General features: G+C 71.0%; 28 protein-coding genes. 26 read left to right on the top strand and 2 right to left on the bottom strand.

Annotation, left to right across the window (positions count from 1 at the left end):
• Window positions 1-98: 98 nt before the first annotated feature.
• Together DFQ13_RS32540 and DFQ13_RS32545 are read right to left on the bottom strand one after the other, a co-directional pair.
• Complete coding sequence (locus DFQ13_RS32540; protein WP_181400260.1) at window positions 99-1,244, bottom strand: tyrosine-type recombinase/integrase; 1,146 nt, start codon at window positions 1,242-1,244, stop codon at window positions 99-101.
• A 103-nt stretch (window positions 1,245-1,347) separates the two neighbouring features.
• Window positions 1,348-1,911, bottom strand: coding sequence for a helix-turn-helix domain-containing protein (locus DFQ13_RS32545; RefSeq protein WP_110082584.1), 564 nt, complete (start codon window positions 1,909-1,911; stop codon window positions 1,348-1,350).
• A 321-nt stretch (window positions 1,912-2,232) separates the two neighbouring features.
• Here DFQ13_RS32545 and DFQ13_RS32550 point away from each other — a divergent pair, with 321 nt between their 5' ends.
• The 26 genes from DFQ13_RS32550 to DFQ13_RS32665 all read left to right on the top strand — a co-directional run bounded on the left by DFQ13_RS32550 (window position 2,233) and on the right by DFQ13_RS32665 (window position 19,043).
• Window positions 2,233-2,445 (top strand): helix-turn-helix domain-containing protein, encoded by a 213-nt coding sequence (locus DFQ13_RS32550; protein ID WP_146241435.1) that lies wholly within the window; start codon window positions 2,233-2,235, stop codon window positions 2,443-2,445.
• A gap of 101 nt (window positions 2,446-2,546) precedes the next feature.
• Window positions 2,547-3,233: a hypothetical protein gene (locus tag DFQ13_RS32555; RefSeq protein ID WP_110082586.1), complete on the top strand. Its 687-nt coding sequence runs from the start codon at window positions 2,547-2,549 to the stop codon at window positions 3,231-3,233.
• Window positions 3,230-3,571, top strand: a complete 342-nt coding sequence (locus DFQ13_RS32560) for a hypothetical protein (RefSeq protein WP_110082587.1) — start codon at window positions 3,230-3,232, stop codon at window positions 3,569-3,571. Before DFQ13_RS32555 ends, DFQ13_RS32560 begins: the two co-directional genes overlap by 4 nt.
• On the top strand, window positions 3,568-4,437 hold the full coding sequence (locus DFQ13_RS32565) for a hypothetical protein (RefSeq protein WP_110082588.1): 870 nt from the start codon (window positions 3,568-3,570) through the stop codon (window positions 4,435-4,437). The genes DFQ13_RS32560 and DFQ13_RS32565 overlap by 4 nt, the downstream gene beginning before the upstream one ends.
• Window positions 4,434-5,060 carry a hypothetical protein gene (locus DFQ13_RS32570; RefSeq protein WP_110082589.1) on the top strand — a complete coding sequence of 209 codons (627 nt, stop codon included), beginning with the start codon at window positions 4,434-4,436 and terminating at the stop codon, window positions 5,058-5,060. Before DFQ13_RS32565 ends, DFQ13_RS32570 begins: the two co-directional genes overlap by 4 nt.
• A complete protein-coding gene (locus tag DFQ13_RS32575) occupies window positions 5,057-6,217 on the top strand; it encodes a DNA translocase FtsK (RefSeq protein ID WP_110082590.1) in 1,161 nt (386 codons plus the stop codon). Before DFQ13_RS32570 ends, DFQ13_RS32575 begins: the two co-directional genes overlap by 4 nt.
• A gap of 173 nt (window positions 6,218-6,390) precedes the next feature.
• Window positions 6,391-6,936 (top strand): hypothetical protein, encoded by a 546-nt coding sequence (locus DFQ13_RS32580; protein WP_110082591.1) that lies wholly within the window; start codon window positions 6,391-6,393, stop codon window positions 6,934-6,936.
• Window positions 6,933-7,529 (top strand): hypothetical protein, encoded by a 597-nt coding sequence (locus DFQ13_RS33410; protein ID WP_146241436.1) that lies wholly within the window; start codon window positions 6,933-6,935, stop codon window positions 7,527-7,529. Before DFQ13_RS32580 ends, DFQ13_RS33410 begins: the two co-directional genes overlap by 4 nt.
• Before the next feature lie 98 nt (window positions 7,530-7,627).
• Window positions 7,628-7,927, top strand: a complete 300-nt coding sequence (locus DFQ13_RS32585; protein ID WP_110082592.1) for a hypothetical protein — start codon at window positions 7,628-7,630, stop codon at window positions 7,925-7,927.
• Window positions 7,924-8,379 (top strand): WhiB family transcriptional regulator, encoded by a 456-nt coding sequence (locus DFQ13_RS35845; protein ID WP_110082593.1) that lies wholly within the window; start codon window positions 7,924-7,926, stop codon window positions 8,377-8,379. Before DFQ13_RS32585 ends, DFQ13_RS35845 begins: the two co-directional genes overlap by 4 nt.
• 79 nt (window positions 8,380-8,458) lie before the next feature.
• The gene (locus DFQ13_RS32595) at window positions 8,459-9,556 is read left to right on the top strand and encodes an HNH endonuclease (RefSeq protein ID WP_110082594.1); all 1,098 of its coding nucleotides are present in this window, start codon (window positions 8,459-8,461) and stop codon (window positions 9,554-9,556) included.
• Window positions 9,557-9,596: 40 nt separating this feature from the next.
• A complete protein-coding gene (locus DFQ13_RS32600; RefSeq protein WP_146241437.1) occupies window positions 9,597-9,809 on the top strand; it encodes a hypothetical protein in 213 nt (70 codons plus the stop codon).
• Window positions 9,810-9,813: 4 nt separating this feature from the next.
• A complete protein-coding gene (locus tag DFQ13_RS32605) occupies window positions 9,814-10,026 on the top strand; it encodes a hypothetical protein (protein ID WP_110082596.1) in 213 nt (70 codons plus the stop codon).
• 95 nt (window positions 10,027-10,121) lie between these two features.
• Complete coding sequence (locus DFQ13_RS32610) at window positions 10,122-10,463, top strand: DUF732 domain-containing protein (protein ID WP_110082597.1); 342 nt, start codon at window positions 10,122-10,124, stop codon at window positions 10,461-10,463.
• A gap of 30 nt (window positions 10,464-10,493) precedes the next feature.
• Window positions 10,494-10,778, top strand: a complete 285-nt coding sequence (locus DFQ13_RS32615) for a hypothetical protein (protein ID WP_110082598.1) — start codon at window positions 10,494-10,496, stop codon at window positions 10,776-10,778.
• Complete coding sequence (locus DFQ13_RS32620) at window positions 10,775-11,017, top strand: VCBS domain-containing protein (RefSeq protein WP_110082599.1); 243 nt, start codon at window positions 10,775-10,777, stop codon at window positions 11,015-11,017. The genes DFQ13_RS32615 and DFQ13_RS32620 overlap by 4 nt, the downstream gene beginning before the upstream one ends.
• 296 nt (window positions 11,018-11,313) lie before the next feature.
• Complete coding sequence (locus DFQ13_RS32625) at window positions 11,314-11,625, top strand: terminase small subunit (protein ID WP_110082600.1); 312 nt, start codon at window positions 11,314-11,316, stop codon at window positions 11,623-11,625.
• 91 nt (window positions 11,626-11,716) lie between these two features.
• Window positions 11,717-13,189, top strand: a complete 1,473-nt coding sequence (locus DFQ13_RS32630; protein WP_233438687.1) for a terminase large subunit — start codon at window positions 11,717-11,719, stop codon at window positions 13,187-13,189.
• A 115-nt stretch (window positions 13,190-13,304) separates the two neighbouring features.
• Window positions 13,305-16,244 (top strand): phage portal protein, encoded by a 2,940-nt coding sequence (locus DFQ13_RS32635; RefSeq protein WP_181400261.1) that lies wholly within the window; start codon window positions 13,305-13,307, stop codon window positions 16,242-16,244.
• Between the two features lie 2 nt (window positions 16,245-16,246).
• Window positions 16,247-16,591 (top strand): hypothetical protein, encoded by a 345-nt coding sequence (locus DFQ13_RS32640; protein ID WP_110082603.1) that lies wholly within the window; start codon window positions 16,247-16,249, stop codon window positions 16,589-16,591.
• 6 nt (window positions 16,592-16,597) lie between these two features.
• Window positions 16,598-16,963: a head-tail connector protein gene (locus tag DFQ13_RS32645; RefSeq protein ID WP_110082604.1), complete on the top strand. Its 366-nt coding sequence runs from the start codon at window positions 16,598-16,600 to the stop codon at window positions 16,961-16,963.
• Entirely contained in the window at window positions 16,963-17,316 is a 354-nt protein-coding gene (locus tag DFQ13_RS33415; protein ID WP_146241438.1) for a hypothetical protein, read from the top strand. The genes DFQ13_RS32645 and DFQ13_RS33415 overlap by 1 nt, the downstream gene beginning before the upstream one ends.
• Window positions 17,313-17,726 carry a hypothetical protein gene (locus DFQ13_RS33420; protein ID WP_146241439.1) on the top strand — a complete coding sequence of 138 codons (414 nt, stop codon included), beginning with the start codon at window positions 17,313-17,315 and terminating at the stop codon, window positions 17,724-17,726. The genes DFQ13_RS33415 and DFQ13_RS33420 overlap by 4 nt, the downstream gene beginning before the upstream one ends.
• Complete coding sequence (locus DFQ13_RS32655; RefSeq protein ID WP_110082606.1) at window positions 17,726-18,067, top strand: hypothetical protein; 342 nt, start codon at window positions 17,726-17,728, stop codon at window positions 18,065-18,067. Before DFQ13_RS33420 ends, DFQ13_RS32655 begins: the two co-directional genes overlap by 1 nt.
• The gene (locus tag DFQ13_RS32660) at window positions 18,064-18,348 is read left to right on the top strand and encodes a hypothetical protein (RefSeq protein ID WP_110082607.1); all 285 of its coding nucleotides are present in this window, start codon (window positions 18,064-18,066) and stop codon (window positions 18,346-18,348) included. The genes DFQ13_RS32655 and DFQ13_RS32660 overlap by 4 nt, the downstream gene beginning before the upstream one ends.
• Window positions 18,349-18,554: 206 nt before the next feature.
• Entirely contained in the window at window positions 18,555-19,043 is a 489-nt protein-coding gene (locus DFQ13_RS32665; protein WP_110082608.1) for a hypothetical protein, read from the top strand.
• Window position 19,044 lies beyond the last annotated feature (1 nt).

Consider the following 19,044-nt stretch of genomic DNA (forward strand, 5'->3'; position numbering starts at 1 on the left):
CCACACGTACTGCACGTGCGACAACAGCCGCGACGTGGGGAAACTCGAATGGGAGGGGCAGCGCCACCAGGGGGAGTGAATCGGACGGTTGGCGCAGCTCAGAGGGCCCGGCGCCCGCGCCGTTTGGGAGCTTCTGCGGATGTGTCGGAAGAGGAGTCCGTCCCACGCTCTGTCCCACGTGTCCCACGCTCGTCGTCCTCGACGACGGTCAGCTTGCGCGGTTCCTGCCCGAGGGCGGCGAGCACCCGGCCGCGGTGCTTGGTGGTCACCTCGACGTACTGCCGGGACAGATTGATGTCCTCGTGCCCCATCACTTCAGCGATGGCGAACGGGTCGAGGCCAGCCTCCGCAAGCCGGGTCGCAAACCCGTGTCGCAGGGCGTAACCCGACTTCGGGTCGGCACCAACGGCTCGGGCCGCGGCGACCAGCGCCCGGTGAAGCATCTGCCGGGTGAGGGGCTTGCCTGTCGAGGTGAGGAACACGAGCGCGCTACGGCACGACTGGCCGCGCAGGTGCTCAAGGCCGCACGGCTTGGTCATGTCCCGCCCGGCCGTGCGCCGGTCGTGGATCGACAGCGCGCGGTCGGTGAGGGGGATCTCCCGCGCGTCGCGGTCCTTGGGCCATGGCCGGATCTTCTTGAGCCCATGGACATAGGTTTCGGCGACGGTGAGGACGGCGACCTTCCCGCGGCGGTTGATCCGGTGGTGATGCAGGCCAGTCAACTCGCTCGGGCGAAGGCCGGTTTCGAGTAAGAACTCGACCGCATCGGCGTAGGCCGAACCCATCTCGCCGGTCAGCTCCGGGATTTCCTCGGTGGTCATGTAGGCGCGCGGCTTACGCACACGTCGCGGCAACTGAACCCCGGCGACCGGACTCGCGTCGAGGACGCCCTCCTCCATCGCCTGCGCAATCGAGATCCACAAGGGCGATGCGATCCGCTGGACGTAGGAGGCCGACAGCGGCCGGGGCTTCCACCGCGGGTTCCGCATATCCACCGGCGCCCGGCCCTTACTCAGGGCTTCAATCCACTTCTTGACATCGCCCTGCCGGATCTGGTTGAGCGGCACCTCACCCCAACGTGGCATGAGGTAAGCCCGGACAAGGTCCTGCGTGACGGCGAGGTAATCCGACTCCTCGACGTACCCGTCCATGATCAGGTCCCACCAGTCGCCCCAGGTGATGCGGGCCCGGGTGTTCCCCTGCTCGCGTTGGGCGGTCCGTTGCGCTTTCGCCTGCGCGGCCACCGCGTCGTCCTTGGCGTCCTTGGCTCTGTCCGTTGCCGGGGTATAACGCTTCTTTCCCGCGCTATCCCGATAAACGCCGCGGTATCGACCTGATGGCAGCTTCTCATATGAGGCCATTTTTACTTTCCCGGAATCGACGTTGCAGGCTTTCCCTGTCCTCATGCGACCATTCCCGCGTGAGTTCCTCGAACTGCTTGAGAAGGTCCTCTAGCGACCGACTGCGCCGCGCGCTCAAGTAGGTGACAACGGCGTCGATCCGTTCTCGGAGCCTGAGTAGGTCCGGAAGGTCGAGCTGCTGGGCCGACTCGAATACGTCCTCCACGGTGGTGGGACTTGCCGGGCGGCCACCACCGGTGGTCGGTGGAAGCGGTTGCGAGAGGGCGTCGCGAAGGGTCGAGGTGCCGTAGTAAGCCCGCGCAATGCTGCCTTCCGGTGCGTGGAAAGCGGTTTCGAGATCGCGCAGCGTCGACACCCTGACGGGGAATCCGTCCTCCAGACGCGCCCATGTCTTGCGCGCGATCCCGGCCCGGGTGGCGGCGTCATCGACCGACCACCCGCGCTCTTTGCGGGCCTGTTCCAGTTCCTGCCCGAAGGCGCTGCGCTGGTCCTCGTCAGGGCTGGAAGAGGCGCCAGCGCTCCGGGAGGTGCCAGCCGGTGGTGTGGTCATGCGAGCAAGTTTCAGGGAAGGAGACGGGCATGTCTAGTCACCGATCGGGCACGTATGGGAGCGCAGCGTGTACGGACTGGATCGAGTGGGCATGTTTGTGCATCTCCCGGTACGTCCGAGATTTGTTAGACAGAAACATGTCAGCGCTATGAGTCAGGGCAGCTCAGGACCTGTGGTTGCGTGCGCAGAAGTCGGCGGGTAGCGTCCGGGAGCGGAACGGAGGGTTACAGAAATTACCCACTAGTTACCCACTCAGGGCGCACGGAATGTCACGAAAGGGAACAGAGAGTGTCTGAGACTTCACTCACACGGGGCACCGTGATGCTTGACCACAACCCGGTCCTGAACGTCCGGGACGCCGCCACCCGGGCCCGACGGCACGAGAAGACCATCCTGGGCGCGCTCCGCGCCGGTGAACTGGTGGGCCACCAGCGGGTGTCGGGCGGGACTTGGAGCATCTTCCAGGACGACCTGGACCGCTGGATTCGCGGCGAGAAGCCGACGCGCGCGGCGCGTGCGGGGCGGCGTAGGTGAGCGGGCGCGACCGCGCCGACCAGAACCCCAGGCGTCGACCCGGCGCGCGAACGCCGGGTCGACTTGGCCACACGATCATCAACATCCACGAGGAGAACCGCGTGTCCACCGACAAGTCTACGACCTCGATCCCCAGGCCCGCGTGGGCCACCGAGTCCAAGCTCGAACGCGAGCTGTTCGCCACCGTCCGCCACGAGCACCACCTCGCGATCACCACCGGGTGCAAGAACGAGCCGGTGCTCGCCACGCTCGCGGTGGACGACTCGCTCGACGTCGACCGCGACGGCCAGACCCGCGTCACCCGGTCCGCCCCGACCATTGAGGTGACCGGTGGGGAGTTCACCATCGACGGCACCCTCCGGTTCATCCACCACTTGCGCGGCCTCGTCGAGCTGGTGCAAGCCCCGCGCGCAGAGCAGATGGCCGCCGAGATCCTCGACACCATCCGCGCGTCGTCCGCCGCCGCCGCCAAGTTGGCCGTCGGCCCCTGCCCGGACTGGTGCACCGAGGACGACGGGCACGCGTTCGACACCCCGGACGCCGGGGACTGGCCGCACCGGTTCCACGTCCGCGACTTCTGCCCGGACGGCTCGCCGGTCGCCGTGACGCTCAGCGTCATGGAGACCCGGCGAGACGGCAAGGTGCTCACCAGCGCGCCGTCCCTGACCATCAATGGCAACGTCGACCTCGTCGGCCTGGCCGCCGTTGATGGCCTGCTGAACGCGCTCCAGGCCGGGCGGAAGATGCTCGCCGACGTCCTCGTTGACTTCCCGGTGCGTGCGCGGTGACGCCCTCAGCGCTGACGGCCGCGACCCGGCGGCGGCACGCGCTGGCCCGGCTCGCGGCGGCGCGCGAGGCGGTGACCGCGGCGAAGGCGTACGAGGCGGTGCTGCCGGGTGTCGACGGTGGCGACCTGGCGGCGGCGCAGGAGGCCGTGGCCCGTGCGTACATCCTGCTGTCCGCCGCGTACTCCGACGCCGCGGCGTGCTACCCCGTGTCGTCGGTGACCCGTGACGCCATGCGCGACGCCGACCTGTTGGCGTTCCGGGTCGCGATGGTGGACTGGGCCGCCTTCGAGGCGGCGCAGGCCAGTCTGCGCGCCGAGCGGGCGGCGGTGACCGGGTGAACGCCGAGGACACCGTGACCGCCGACGAGCCGACCGTGCTCGACATGGTCCGCGCCGCGCTGGCTGAGGCTGACGGCTTCGGCCGCCAGCGCCCCGGCCGCCCCACGCTGATGAAGTTGACCGGGGGCACGGACCACCAGGTGCGCCAGGCGCTGGCGACGATCGAGGCCGAGACCACCAATGGTGGCGGCGCGCTGGCGCTGGTGGGTGGCGCGCTGGTGGTGGCTGGTGACCCTGGCGACACCCCGCCCGCCAGCCCGCCAGCAACCCCGGTTGCTCGCCCGGTCGAGCCCGCCACCCCGGTCGAGCGGCCCGCCCCGCCGGACCCCGCGCCGGTGCCCGCGGCCCCGACTCCGCGCCGGTGGTGGCGGGCCCCTGGTGGGCACCCGTGGCCGCTGGTGGTGATCGCGTTCGCCGCTGGTGTCGCCCTGTGGGGCGGGTGGGTTGACCTGGGCGGAATGACGGGGTTCGGGCTGGTACGCCCGTTGCCGGGGATCTGGGACCGGCTGGAAATCAACACCGCCATCTCCTTGCCGCTGTCGGTCGAGGCGTACGCGGGGTACGCCCTGCACGTCTGGCTCACGTCGGCCGCCACCAGCCGCGCCCACCGCATGGCCCGGTGGTCGGCGGTCGCCGGGCTGGTGATCGGCGCCGCCGCCCAGGTCGCCAGCCACCTACTGCGCGCCGCCGGGATCACCGTCGCCCCGGACGGGGTCACCGTCGCGGTCGCGTGCGTCCCCGTGATCGCCCTCGGCCTGGCGACCGGGCTGGCGACGCTCGTGCGGCTCGACGCCACCACCCCCACCACCACCGCCAGCGCTGGCGACCCCGGTCACCAGCCCGCGACCCGATCGGACACGCCATGAGCACCACCCCCGCCACCCCGCCGCCGGTCTGGCCCGGCGACGACGAGGTCCTGACCATCCGCATCCACCCCGCCCACGACACCGCCGACCGGTTCGCGCTGCGCTACGTCCTCACCGACAGCCCAAACCTGCCGTGGGCCCCGCTCACGGGTAGGGCGTTCGGCGGGCTGCACCGGCTCTCGCACCGGCAGATCGAGGCGTGGCCGCAGCAGCCGTTCGTCGGGGTGTTGGCCGCGCTCGTCGGCACCGACCGCACCGGCCTGCCGCCCGCGCTCGCCGAGGCCGCGCCGCGCGCCGCGCACGTGCTCGCCGTCGCCCTGGCGGCCGGGCGCGAGGCGTACGGGGTGCTGCCGGACAAGCCCACGCACGTGCCGGACATGATCGCCCGCGCGGTGCTCGCCGCGCTGCGCACCATGGCGCCGACCTCATCCGCCGCGGAGGTCGCCGGGCTCGACGCCGTTCCGGACGTCGCCGACCCGTGGGCAACCCGGCTGGCCAGTTCGCACCCCGAGGTCGTCGCCCGCGCCGCCGGTGCGCTGGCGACCTCGACCGCCAGCCGCGCGCAGGCGCTCATGTGCGCCTACGACCTGCACGCCGCCGGGCTGCTCGGTGAGGACCGATGATCCGCATTCAGACCTCGCGCCTGGTGGGGATGCTCTCCGACCTCGCGCTGACCGCGCATCAGGACCCCGAGGTGGGCAAGTCCATCGCCGGGGTGCTCATCTACTCCGACCGCGGCGTGCTCACCGACAGCCCCGGCACCACCACGGTGTTGGCCGGACTGTCGATGTCGAACACCACCATCGGGCACACCGCCGAGGTGGCCGACGGTGACCTGCGGCCGACGCTGCTGCGCCTCGACGACGTGCAGGGGTTGATCGCCGTGCTGCGCAAAAAGTGCAAGGGAGAGAAGGACAACGACCCCAAGCACCACGTGGCGGTCAGGCTGTCCGGGGACGTCGTCGAGGTTGTCGAGGACCTGCCGCAGACGAGGCTGTTCGAGTGCGCCGACGCGTGGCGCACGAGCTTCAAGGCGGGCCCGCTCAACGACTTCCCGCGCACCCCGTGGGCCGTGCTCGCCGACGTCGAGACCTGGGCCACCGTGCACGACAGCTTCCTTGGCAAAGACGTGCCCGCCCGGTTGCGCACGGACTTCGCCCCGCAGGACCTCGCGGCGTTCTGCGCGATCGCCAAGCGCCGCAAGGATTCTGTGGAGACCTATCGCACTCACCAGCGCCGTCCGGTCGGTGTGCAGATCGGGCTGAGCTACCGCGGCGTCATCATCCCCTCGTCCTACTCGGACATGTCCACCGCGGCGGCGGTCGACGCCCCGGACGCGCCGATCTACCGGCCGACCCTGCCGCCGCGGGTGCCCACCGGCCGCGCCAAGGCCGCAGCCCCGCCGATCGACCTCGACCCGCCCGAGTGGACCGCCGCCGACGACGACGCGCCCGACGGTCCGCCCACCGAGTCGATGTTCACCGACGCCGAGCTGACCTCGGCCCCCGTCGCGGCGGGGGACGCCGTTGCCGACGATGCGCGGATCACGCCCGAGCTGCTCGCCGAAGCCGCCGCGGTGGTCATCACCACGCAGGGTGGATCGCGCTCAGCGTTGCAGCGCAGGCTGCGCGTCGGCAAGGCCATGGTCGGTGTGCTGCTCGACCGCCTGGAGCTGCTGGGTGTGGTGGGCCCGTCGGACGGCGCCACCGCCCGCACGGTGCTGGTGCGCCCGGACCAGGTCGACGACGTGGTAGCCCGGATCATCGGTGGTGCATCGTGAACGAGACTGCGTGCCGCAGTATCGTCCGCCACCGCTCAGGCGACCTGTGCGAGCTGTGCGGACAGTCCCGCGCGAACACCATGCACCACCGCCGAAAGCGGTCGAGGGGCGGGCCGTGGACCCCGTCGAACATCCTGCACCTGTGCGGGGATGGCACGGTCGGTTGCCACGGCATGGTGTCCGACACCCGCACCGAGTACTACGACCGCGGATGGCTGGTGCGCGGCGAAGCCGACTGGCGCACCGCCCCGGTGGTGCTGCACCACGGCCGGGTCATCCTCGACGACAGCGGCGGGTTCATCGCCGCGGGCGAGCCGGGCGGGCCGGAATTCGCCGTCGTTCGGGTGGGCACCACGCACGGCCCGCTCGACCTCGTGGGCGAGCGCACCGCCGAACGGCACTTGCTGCTCGTGCCCGCGGTGAGCGACCGGCACGGTGGGTACACGGGCCTGTGGGTGCTGGTGCATCAGCCATCCGGCATGTGCCTGCCGTGCGCGGACCTGCCCGCTCGCCACGCCCGCCGCATGGCGGAACTGATCGCGGCGGCCGGGCTCGACTGGTCGCGCCTGCCCGTCGACCGGGCCGCACACGCCGCCGCCGCCAAGGCCGGATTGCTTGGCGCGTCCGACGAGTGGGCGGCTGAGGCACTCGCAGAGGGCGCCGCCATCCCCGAGGCGCTCGCCAAGGCCACCGCCAAAGCTAATCGGGGAACGGCATGACCGGGATCGACACCGCCCGCAGGCGCGCCATCCTGTGCGCCTGTGGTTGCGGGCGCACAGGACCGCACCGCGGGCACGGCTACATCACTGCCTGCTACAGCCGATGGATCGCCCACGGTCGCCCGGAAACCGGACCACCAGCCCCGGGCGCCAGCGCCCGGAAGCCGTCTTCGCTCAAGGGCACGAAGCGGACCGCCACCTGTGTTCGCGGCCACGACCGCAGTTGCCTCGCCCCTGGCGCGGTCTGCCCGGACTGCCAGCGAGAGCACGCCGCCGTTCACCAGGCCCGGCGCACAGCGGACGCGCGGGCGGCATTCGCCGCCGAGCACGCCGGACACGACACCGACCGCACCCGCGACGGCCGCAACTACTGCCGCACCTGCCGCCGCGGTGACGACTACATCGACGAGATCGCCGTTGAGCGCGCTGTTGCAGGATCGCCCCCGGCCCGGCTCACCGTTGCCGAACGGGAGGCGGCAGTGGTCGAGCTGCGCGGCTTCGGTTACCCGTTCTGGCTCATCGCACACCGCGTCGGCATCAGCCTGCGCACCGCTTGGCGGCTGTGGTGGGCCGCCCAAGAACGCGACAACTGATCACCACTTGACCGGCACGACGCAATCCACTCAGCAGCGGGCCGGGCAGTGCCCAGCACGGAGCTGCCCGGCCCGCGCCATTCCGAGAGGACACCACCATGTCCGACCGGCCCACCGCAGGGGAGATCGCCGCTGAGTACGCGGCCTGTCCGTACATCCCCGGCGACCCCGTCGAACTCGCCGACCGCGCCCACACGGACGCCATGGATCTCGCCGCGGACGTCCGCGAGCTGGACCCCCGACAGCTCTGGGGACGCCTCACCATCTGGGCCACAGAGGACCCCGCCCGGCTCTTCGCCGCCACCGTCGCCCTCGCCGCCATGGTGGACGTCGACCAGCCCGCGGCACACCTCCTCGCCTGGACCACCCACCTCGACACCACCCGGGACACAGCATGATCGACCTCACCACCGGCGCCTGCGCCAGCAGTGAAACCCCCGAACTCTGGTACGGCCTCAGCGAAGCGGACACCGCAGCCGCTCGCGCCACCTGCCACCGCTGCCCCATCATCTTCGCCTGCACCGCGCACGCCATCGCGGACGAAACGTTCGAGCCCTACGGGGTGTGGGGCGGCCTCACCGAGGACGACCGCCGCGCCACCCGCCAGCCCCGCCACCCCGGGCGCGTCCGCGTCGCCCGCCCCCGCGCCACCCTGGTCGACGACATCGCCTCCGGCCGAATCGCCGAACTCTGCCTGCGCGGCCACCCCCGCACCGAGGCCACCAGCCGCCCCCGCGCGGGCGGCTCCGGGTGGGTCTGCCGCCCCTGCGAGAACCAGACCGCCCGCGAGAGCAAGCGCCGACGCCGTGCCCGCGGGCGCGTCGCCGACATCCCGGGCAGGACCGGATGACGGTGACTGGCCAGCCACACCCCGAACGCGCCGCGGGCACTGCCCGCGGCGCTTCGGCGCATCACGGAAAGGACCCGGTGTGGTCTTCGCGCTGATGGACGACCGGCACGCCGATGACCCGATGTGGCCGACGCTCGTCGAGCACCACAGCAGCGCCCGCACGCCCGCGCAGCGCCTGGCCGCGCTCGACGCGATCGAGGCCACGTGGGCGCGGATGAACACCGAGGCGGGCCGGTTCAACGTGGACGGCTACCTCACCGAGGGCCAAGCGCTCAAGTGCGCCCGTGACCGCGCGTGGATCATCGACGCGCTCACCAAGTCCGTATTGGGCCGCCCGCCGCGGCTGCACCGCCCCGGCGACGAGTGCAAGTGCCTCGGGGACGGCGAGTGGAAGCAGCACCACGCCTACCGGGTACACAAGTTCCTCAAGCGCAACCGATCGCGGGCCCGAGTGACCCTCGACCGCGCCCAAGCGGCCGACTTGCGTAACCCGACGCTCAAGCACGCCGTTGCCGAACGGGACGGGTGGACGTGCCGCTACTGCCGGTCGGGGCCGCTGTCCGCCAAGGCCGTGCGGGCGCGCGACCGCCGCCGCATCCTCACCTACGACCACGTCGACCCCACTCAGCCCGCGGGCGAGCACGGCGAGAACCTCGCCGTCGCCTGTGCCCGGTGCAACGAGTTCAAGGGACACCGCACCCCCGACGAGGCGGACATGCGGCTGCTGCCGGTGCCGACCCCCGCCGAGATCGCCCGGTGGCGCACGGACGGCATGGTGCTGCGCGACCTCCACCTGATCGACCGATCCGCACCCGCGATCACCGACACGATCACCGACAAACCACCAACCGATCACCGGATCGACGGTGATCGGACCGTCGGTGACGACGAGCGACCACCGGACCGCCACCACGACAAGCCCACGCCGCCACCAGTGCCCGCCGGTGACCCCGAACCGCGCCCCAAGCACGCCACCGGCACCCCCGACCACCCGCGCGACAGCGCAGGGAAGGGTCCAGGTCGGGACGGGTACTCGCACACTCCACACAGGACAGACGGCGACGACAGCCCCCCACCCGACCAACCAGCCTCCCACCCGTGCCCGCTCGACTGCGGCAACCCGACCGACGACCCGGACGGCGACAGACCATGCCCCACCTGCTGGGACAGCATGTGACCAGACCTGCCAAGAAGTGGACAACCCGAAGGGAACGACCATGACCGTCAAGCTGCGACTCGTCGGCGACCGCGCCGAGGTGGACAAGGTGCTCTCGCTCCTGTCGACCGCGATGGAGGTCGCCAAGAGCGAACGCGAGTACCCCGCCCGTGGGGGCTTCGCCAGCGACGTGCGCGTCTACGCCGAGGTGCGACCCGCGCAGACCGCCCCGCCGCCCGCCGCCGACCGCACGCCGCGCCGGAAGGGCCGGTGACGGGATGAGGGACATCACCGACGCCCGAGTGCGCATCATCGCCGACAGCCTCGCCGTCCGGTGGGAACTCGACGCCGGGGCCCTCACGCGCGTCCTGGGCCCGCTCGACGAGCTGACCGAGGACGACCAGGCCGAGGTACTCGCCGACGCCGCCCGCGCGCTCACCGCGCTGGAGGCCGCGGGCTACCAGATCGCCCGCCCGGCGTCCGGCCGGTAACCGATGCGGCCATTCGAGCGAATCCACCCGTGCGACCGTAACGACTACGGCCCCGCGAGCGTCTTACTAATCACCCGCCCCGAGAGGACCACCTCGTGCACATCCGCCGTGTCGCCGTCGCCCTGGCCGCCCTGCTCGTCGCTGCCGTCCCCGCTGCCTCGACCGCCACGGCCGCCGCGCCGACCGGTGAGGCCGGGTACCTCGCCGCACAGCGGTGGGTGCAGAGGTCCGGCTACTGGGGCAGCGACCGCAACATCGACGACCGGTCGATCCTCAGCTTCGGCTACACCGCGTGCGAGCTGCTCGCCCGCGGCCTCGACGAGCACCAGGCGGCCCGGACCATGTACCCGTTCAACCTGCCGGACTGGAGCGAGGGCTACCGCACGGCTGTGCAGGGCGTCCGCGCCGCGCACCGCAACATCTGCCCGCAGTACTAGCCCCGGCGCCGACCGCGGCAGGTGGTCGAGGTGAGCACGGCGTGGCGGGGTGGCAGCACGCGCCGGTGGCGCAAGCTGCGCGCCGCGGTGCTCGCCGCGAACGTCGTCGAGAACGGCGGCCGGTGCAGGCTCGCCCTACCCGGGGTCTGCACCGGCCTGGCCGACTGTGTGCACCACACCCAGGGGCGGGCGGTGACCGGCGACGACCCGGCGCACATGGTGGCCGCGTGCACCGCGTGCAACCTCGCCGTCGGCGACCCGAACAAGGGCAGCACTCCGCACCGGCCTATGACGGATTGGAGCAACCGACCGTGAGTAAGCACCCGCAGGACTACGGGACCGCCTCGCTCAAGCACAACTACGACACCGGTGAGACCACCGTCGAGCAGGCCGACGACCGCATTGCCGTGACTCACGAGCTGCTCGCCAACCTCGAACGAGGTGAGCACGGCGAGATCACGCTCGACACCGCGGGCGCCTACCGCTACCGGCCGGTCAAGACCACCGAGCGGTTCGAGATCTTCGAGCGCGTGCACTCCGCCGACCAGCAGTAGACCCCACCCCACCCACTCGGGCCCCGGTTCACGCCGGGGCCCGAGTGCATTCCGGGGTCCCGAATGCATTCCGGTTTTCCCGGTGGCCACCCCTGGGCGGACACCCACGCCCTTATGTCCTCTCTCTCCCCGGGTCCGTCGCCGATCGCACGGCGGTCGCGCTGGCCGATGCGGCTTGACCTGCGCAAACACATGCACGCAGACCTCTACCTAAGTCCAGCTCTAGTGACCTCCACCTAGGTAGAGGTTCGTGGGATACTGGCCACCTGGACAGGTTTGAGCAGGAGGTGGTGGGTGTGTCGGATGATCCAGCCCCGGGGCTTGGTCGCGCGCTGACTGCCGCGCTGGAGCACGTCAAGGTCGAACCGGAGGACGGCAGCGCGGTCGCGCTTGCCCGTAAGTACGCCGCGGAGATCGACGAGGGGAACGCCGCCGCTCTGGCCAAGTTGGGGCCGCTGCTGCTGGCCGCGCTCGTCGAGCTGGGGATGACGCCGCGGGCGCGCGCAGCCGTGGTCAAGGGGAAGGGGGACAACGGTGCCCGGAAGCGGTCAGCCCTCGACGACCTCCAAGACGAGCACGACGCTCGTTCTGGGGCGGACGCTCCCTAGGCTCTGGACTCGCCCGCTGGTGACCGGCCCGCCGGGGCCGTGCGGGTGTGGGTGTGCACTGACCCGGGCGACGAGCTACGGGTTCGCTGCCGTGCGGTTCGCAGTCCAGGTGCTGGGCGTCCCGCTGGACCCCTGGCAGCGCTGGTTGGTGATCCACGGCGGCGAGCTGCTTCCGGACGGCCGCCCCCGATTCCGCAAAATCCTGGTACTCGTTGCCCGGCAGAACGGCAAGACCCACGTACTGGTCGTGCTGTCGCTGTTCTGGATGTTCGTCGAGCGGCGCCCCCTCATCCTCGGGACCTCGACGAACCTCGACTACGCCAAGGAGTCATGGCAGAAGGCCGTGGACCTCGTCGAGCTGACGCCCGACCTGTGGGAGAAGTGCGACCCGCGCAAGTACAAGCGCGAGACCAACGGCGAGCAGACCCTCACTATCCGACCGCGACCGCGCGAATCGGTGCGCTACAAGATCGCCGCGAGCAACCGCAGGGGCGGGCGGTCGCTGACGGTCCACCGGCTCATCCTCGACGAGCTGCGCGAGCACGCGAGCTGGTCGGCATGGAACGCGGCCTACAACGCCATGACGGCGGTCGAGGATGCCCAGGCGTGGGCCATCACCAACCAGGGCGACGACTCTGCCGTGGTCCTCGACTCGCTGCGTGGCTCCGCGCTGACGTTCATCGAGACCGGCGAGGGCGACGAAGACCTAGGGCTGTTCGAGTGGTCGTCACCGGAAGGGTCCGACCCGACCGATGTGGTGGCGTTGGCCATGGCCAACCCGAACCTGAACCGCCGCTTCCGCGAGGGACCGATGCTGTCCGACGCGCGGCGGGTGAAGGCGAAGGGCGGTGAGGAGCTGGCCGGGTTCCTCACCGAGTCCATGTGCAGGAAGGTCCCGAACCTCGACCCCGCCATCGACACCGTCGCGTGGCGCGCGTCGAGCCGCCCGGGTCCGATGCCCCCCGGTGCCCGGGTCGCGCTGGTGTTCGATGTCTCGATCGACTCGCAGCACGCCGTGTTGGTGGCCGGTGCGATGGTCCCCGACGAGGAGGGCGAGGAGCCGGACCGGGTGCGCGTGGAGGTCGTCGAGCAGTGGTCCGGGCGCGGCTGCCTGCTCGCCGCACGGAAGGCGCTGCCCGGTCTGGTGGCCCGGGTGCGCCCGGCCGTGTTCGGCTGGTTCCCCGACGGCCCGGCCGCGGTCATGCTGGCCGCGCTCTCGCAGCGCCAGCGCGACCGCGGCCCGGCGTGGCCACCCAAGGGCGTCGAGGTCGACGAGATCCGCAAGGACGTCGCCGCGGTGTGCATGGGCCTAGCCGACGTCGTCGACTCGGGGCAGCTTCTCCACTCCGATGACCCGCTGCTGAACGTCCAGGTCGAGGGCGCGGAGAAGCTGCACCAGGGCGACAAGTGGAGGTTCACCCGCCGTGGTGTCGGACACGTGAACGGCACTTACGGCGTCGCCGGTGTGGTTCATCTGGCCCGGACCCTGCCACCTCCGGAGAAGCCCGTTGGGCGCCCGCGGCTCATCGTGTCTGGAAAATCTTCCGCTTCGCGGGAGCCGTGAACGGATTGCACGGGAAACCTTCCTGCGCTGCCGCATGGAGACAGGAATATCTCCTGATACTCTCTGCGGTGTGGGTTGGTTCCGAAGGCTGCTAGGGCTGCCGTCTGATGCGGTGATGGCGCGCGCCGCGGAACCGGTCGTCACCTTCTCCTCGGACTTGACGACGCCGGTCGACAGCCTCATTCAGGCGGCGAGCGCCACCCTGTCGTCTGCGCCGGTGCGGCGGGATCTCGCCCTGAGCGTGCCCGCGGTGTTGCGGGGTCGGAACCTCTTCTGCGCGATCGCCACGCTCCCCCTGGTGACCCGTAGCCGCGACCAGGTCGTGGTGGCGTCGGCGCTGCTGGGGCAGATCGACCGGAACGTGCCCAACGTGGTCACGCTCGCGCAGACCGTCGAGGACCTCCTGTTCGACTCCGTGTCGTGGTGGCGTGTGACCGAGCGGGACGCGAACGGTTGGCCGCGCTACGCGCAGCACCTCGACGTCGACACGGTGTCGTTGAACCCGCCCGCGGACTCGTGGCGTCGGCAGAACACCCTGCCGTCCGGCACGCAGTCCGACGGCGTGGTGTGGGTCAGCGGCGAAGAGGTCCCCGCCCGGGACATGATCCGGTTCGACTCTCCAAACCCGCCGCTCAGGGTGACTGCGGCGCGTACGATCCGGCGCGCGCTGCTGCTGGAGCAGGCCGCGATCATGTACGCGCAGGACCCGCGGCCCACCGATTATTTCGCGCCGGTGGAGGGCGCCGATCCCGCCAACGACGACGAGATACGGGAGATCCTCGACGGGTGGCAGGAGGCCCGGCGGGCGCGCACCACCGGCTACGTCCCGGCCGCGTTGCAGTACCACACCGTGAGCACGCCGTCCCCCGCGGACCTGCAACTCGCCGAACTCCAGAAGCAAACCACGATCGACCTGGCCAACACACTCGGGCTCGACGCCGAAGACCTCCAGGTGTCGACCACCTCGCGGACCTACACCAACGCGGTCGACCGGCGCAGGGACCGCATCAACGACGTGCTGTCGATGTATATGCGCGCGATCACCGACCGGCTCAGCATGAACGACGTCTCCCGCCGCGGGCAGCTCGTCGAGTGGGACCTTGACGACTACCTGCGCGCGGACCCGTTGACTCGGTGGCAGACCTACGAAATCGGCCTGCGGAATCAGGCCATCTCCGTGCCCGAGGTGCGGCAGGAGGAGCGCCTTCCCGCGATCCCCGTTGAGGGGCGCCCGGCGCCCCGGCCGCGGCCACAGCCGACCCCACAGCCGAAGGAGGCTGCCATGTCCCGACCCGGCGCGCAGTTCAGCGACGAGGACGACACGACGACCCGCATCACGTTCGCGCTCTCCACCGAGTCCGCACAGTTCCGAGTGGACCGGGCGACCCGGACCGTGTCCGGCCTGATGCTCCCGTGGAACAAGGTCGCCAGGAGCGGTTTCGCGAAGTGGCGGTTCTCGCCGAACTCGTTGACGTGGTCGGAGACGTCGAGGGTCAAGCTCAACCGCGAGCACGACCGACACACCGCGGTCGCCTACGCCGCCGAGTTGTCCTCGACGGAACAGGGGCTCACCGGCTCGTTCAAGGTGGCGCGCGGCCCGGCCGGTGACGAGGTGCTCTCGCTCGCCGAGGACAAGGTCCTCGACGGGTTCTCCGTGGAGGTCGAGTTCGAGGAGGACGGGTCGAGCTGGGCCCGCGACCCGGACGACGACATGGTGCGGCTCGTCTCGAGCGCGCGCCTGGTCGGCTGTGCCATCACGGCCGCCCCCGCTTTCGACGACGCCCGGGTGACCGGCGTCGCAGCATCCCGTACCAGGAAGGAAAAGCCCGTGACCCAGGCGCAGAAGGCCACCCCGCAGGAGAGCCCGGCCGCCGCGCCGGGCGGCGAGACGACGACCGCGGCGTTCACCGCGGCGGTCGAGGCGTTCACCAACCAGACCGGCGCGTTCGCCGACGCCATCGGCCGCCTGGTCGAGGTGCAGCAGAGCGGCGAGGGCCCGGCCGCGGTCGACCCGACCCGCCGCACGGCCGCGTTCCAGGTGACCGAGGAGCCGCTGTACCGGTTCGACGGCACCCGCGGCAAGCACGACTTCTCCTCCGACCTCATCGCCGCGCACAAGAACAACGACTACGAGGCCAAGCAGCGCGCCGAAGAGTGGGTGCGCAACAACTTCGGTGCGGCGCGCAACAACTTCGCGGTGACCACGGCCAACGTCGCGACGCTGAACCCGACCCGCCAGCGCCCCGACCTGTACGTGGATCAGCTCCAGTACCCCACGCCCATCTGGGACGCGATGCGCAAGGGTGTGATCGAGGACAACACTCCGTTCGTGTTGCCCAAGTTCAACGCGGCCTCCGGGCTGGTCGGCAACCACACGGAGGGGGTCGAGCCGACGCCGGGTGCGCTGACCACCACGTCGCAGACCATCACCCCGTCGGCGGTGTCCGGGAAGGTGGAGGTGACCCGCGAGGCGTGGGACCAGGGCGGCAACCCGCAGCTCTCCACGATCTTGTGGCGGCAGATGGTCCGCGCCTACGACGAGGCGCTCGAACAGGGCGCCGCGGCGCTGCTGGAGGCGCTGACCGTCACGGCGTTCACCCTGACCGCGGGTGTCGTCGATGCCGCGCTTGCCCGCGAGGTCAAGGCGGCCATGGCCGGTCTGCACTTCGTGCGCGGCGGGTTCAGGTTCAGGGACTTCGTGCTGGAGGCCGGGCTCTACACCGCGCTCGCCGAGGCGACCGACGAGACCGGCCGCTCGATGTTCCCGGTCGTCGGCCCGCAGAACGCGGACGGCTCGATGGGCGCGCTGTTCGGGTCGCTGAACATCGCCGGGCTCGCCGGTCATCCCGCGTGGGCACTGCCCTACACCCCGGCCGCGCCGAACGACAGCTACCTGTTCAACCGCGAGGACGTCCACGGCTGGGCGTCGATGCCGCAGCGGCTCGACTTCGAGTACCGGCTCGCGTTCGTCGACATCGGCATCTGGGGCTACAAGGCGTTCGCCTGCACCCGGACCGACGGCGTGCGCAAGTTCATCTACGACGAGGCGGCCTGATCATGGACAGCCTGCCGAACAGGCCGCCGACGAGCGGCCCGGGGTCGAGCGTCACCGCGTGGCGCAGCTACGCCACAGCGGTCACCGGTTCCCCGGTCGAGTCGTGGGACGCCATGTCGCGCGAGGACATCATCGCGCGCCTGGAGTCCGAGGGCGTCGAGTCGCCGGACGCCTTGGCCGAGACGGCCGGGCAGCTCGCCGAGGAGCTGCCCGTCGAGGAGCTGCTCGCCGACGAGCTTCCCGCGCCCGCCGTGCTGGCGGCCACCCCGCGGCGCAGGCGGCCCGTGTGGATGGTGCCGACCGTGGACGGTCCGGTGCCCGAGCCCGAGCACACCCGGGGGAGGTGAGCACCGGTGGCGGAATGGGTCACGCTGGCCGAGCTGAAGAACGAGCTGAAGCTCGACGGCGCGGACGCGGGCGAGCGGCCGGGCGATGATGAGCGGCTGACTCGCGCTCTGGCCGCGGCGCGCACCTTCGTGGAGCGCATCCACCGCGGCCGGTACAACTTCGCCGACGTCGAGGTGTCGCTGCTGCCCGCGCCGACCGCGGACATCAAGCTCGGCACGATGATGCTCGCCCGCCGGTTGAATCACCGGCGCAACAGCCCGGACGGGCTCGTGTCGATGGGTGAGCTGGGCAGCGCCCGGGTTGCATCGTTCGATCCGGACATCGACCGGCTGCTCAGGCTCGGGCGGCACGCGCGGCCGGTGGTGGGCTGATGGGCTCCATCCAGAAGGCCGCGGAGGAGCTGGCCGCCGCGCTGCGCCAGGTGCCCGGCGTCCGGGTCTACACCGAGGCGGGCGCGGTGCCCGACCCGCCCGCGGTGCTGATCGGCCCGCCGCGCCTGCGGTGGGAAACGCAGGCGCCCGACCTCGCGCCGACGTCGGCGACGTTCCCGGTGTGGCTCGTCGTGACCCTCGACGACCGCGCGCTGTACCGGCTGTGGGACCTCGTGCCCGCGGTCGCCCTGGCCCTCGACGAGCACGCCGCGGCGACCGTCGTCGAGGCGACACCGGACGTGTACCACGGGGACCTCCCCGCGTACCTGCTGACCGTGGAGGTTGGGCTATGACCGTGCACCAGCGCCGCATCAAGATGATCCAGTTCACCCTGGAGAGCGTCGCCTACGAGTGCCAGGTGCAGAGCTGGAAGCTCGACCCCGGCATCGAGGACGGCGAGCGCCAGTACACCCAGTGCCCGGACGGGACGTTCATCGAGGAGACCGACGACGACCCGAGCCTTGAGCTCAAGTTCTTCTCGGACTTCCGGTCGGCGGGCATCGACTCCTACCTCTGGGCCAACCGCGGGCGCGTCGTGGATTTCCAGCTCGACCACCACCCGGAGATCACCGGCGAGCACGTCCGCTGGAGCGGCACGCTCATCGTCAAGCCCGGCCCGGCCGGGGGCGAGGCACGCGCCACCGAGACCACCGAGGTGACGATGCAGATCGTCACCCTCAACGAGATGGAGAGGATCGGCTGATGGCGCGCACGTCGCAGGTCACCCAACCCATGCCGCTGACCGGGTTCGGGCCCACGCTCACCGCGCCCGGGGTCGACGGGGACGTGGTCGACGTCGGCCGTTGCTTCCTCTACGTGGCCAACGGGAGCGGTTCCCCGATCACGGTCACCGTGCAGACCCCCGGCGGTGTCGAGGACCTGGCCCTCGCCGAGCGCGCGGTGTCCGTGCCCGCGTCCGGGTTCCGGATGATCCCCCTGACCATGTCCGCCTACCGGCAGCCCGTCGGCAGCCCCGACGCCGGTCGGGCCTATGTGGACTACTCCGCAGTCACCAACATCACCCGAGGAGTGATCTCCCTGTGATCGACCTGCACGTGGTGCCCGACGAGGGCGAGCCCTACAACCTGCACATCACCTCGCGCGACATCATGGCCTGGGAGCGGGTGACCAAGGGCATGACGTTCGCCAAGTTGCAGGAGAACATGAGCTTCACGCACCTCTACAACCTCGCGCACCGGGCGGCCTCGCGCAGCGGGAAGTTCAGCGGCACCCGAGACGAGTTCGAGGCTTCGGCCGACCTGGACATCATGGAGGAGGACGACGAGGAGTCCGACTCGGCGGACCCTACCCACGCGGGAGCCTGACCCGGGACGCGATCGCCCTGGCCCTGTCCGCACAGCAGCCGCTGGCGGAGGTGCTGGAGTGGGACGACCGGACGCGGGCGACCGCGTGGGAACTGCTCCGCGAGACGGAGGAAGCCGCCAAGCGCGGTAGCAAGCACAGCACCACCCCGGGGCCGGGAGGCCCGCAGTACAGCGGATAGCCCACTGTGCAGGGGAGGTGTCAGGCGATGGGGAAGACCACCCTCACGCTCAAGGTCGAGATCGAGGGCTTGCGCGAGACCCTCGCCCGGTTCCGCGGCTTGCCCAAGGACGCCGCGAACGAGCTGCGCGCCGCGTCGCTCAAGCTCGCCGACCTCGTCGCGGCGAAGGCCCGCCTTGCCGCGACGAGCGACTCCCCGCAGGCCGCCCTGTTGGCGCCGACGGTCAAGCCGGTGCGCGACCGGGTGCCCGCGGTGCAGGTCGGCGGGGCCCGCAGGGTCGGCCGGAACAAGGCGCCCGCCTGGCAATTGCTGTTCATCTCCGAGTTCGGCGCGAACGCCCGATCGGGCTGGTACGCGGGCGCCCGGTACGCGCGCTCGACGAGCCAGCAACACCGGCCGCACAACGGCACCGTCGGCTACTGGTTCTTCCCGCTCGTCGAGAGCGAGTCCGCGATGATCGGCCGCGAGTGGACCGCCGCCGCTGACCGCGTCCTCGCCGCGTTCGGGAGGGGCTGAC

Origin of the sequence: Actinokineospora spheciospongiae, from assembly GCF_003182415.1 — a bacterium.
Taxonomy (GTDB): domain Bacteria; phylum Actinomycetota; class Actinomycetes; order Mycobacteriales; family Pseudonocardiaceae; genus Actinokineospora; species Actinokineospora spheciospongiae.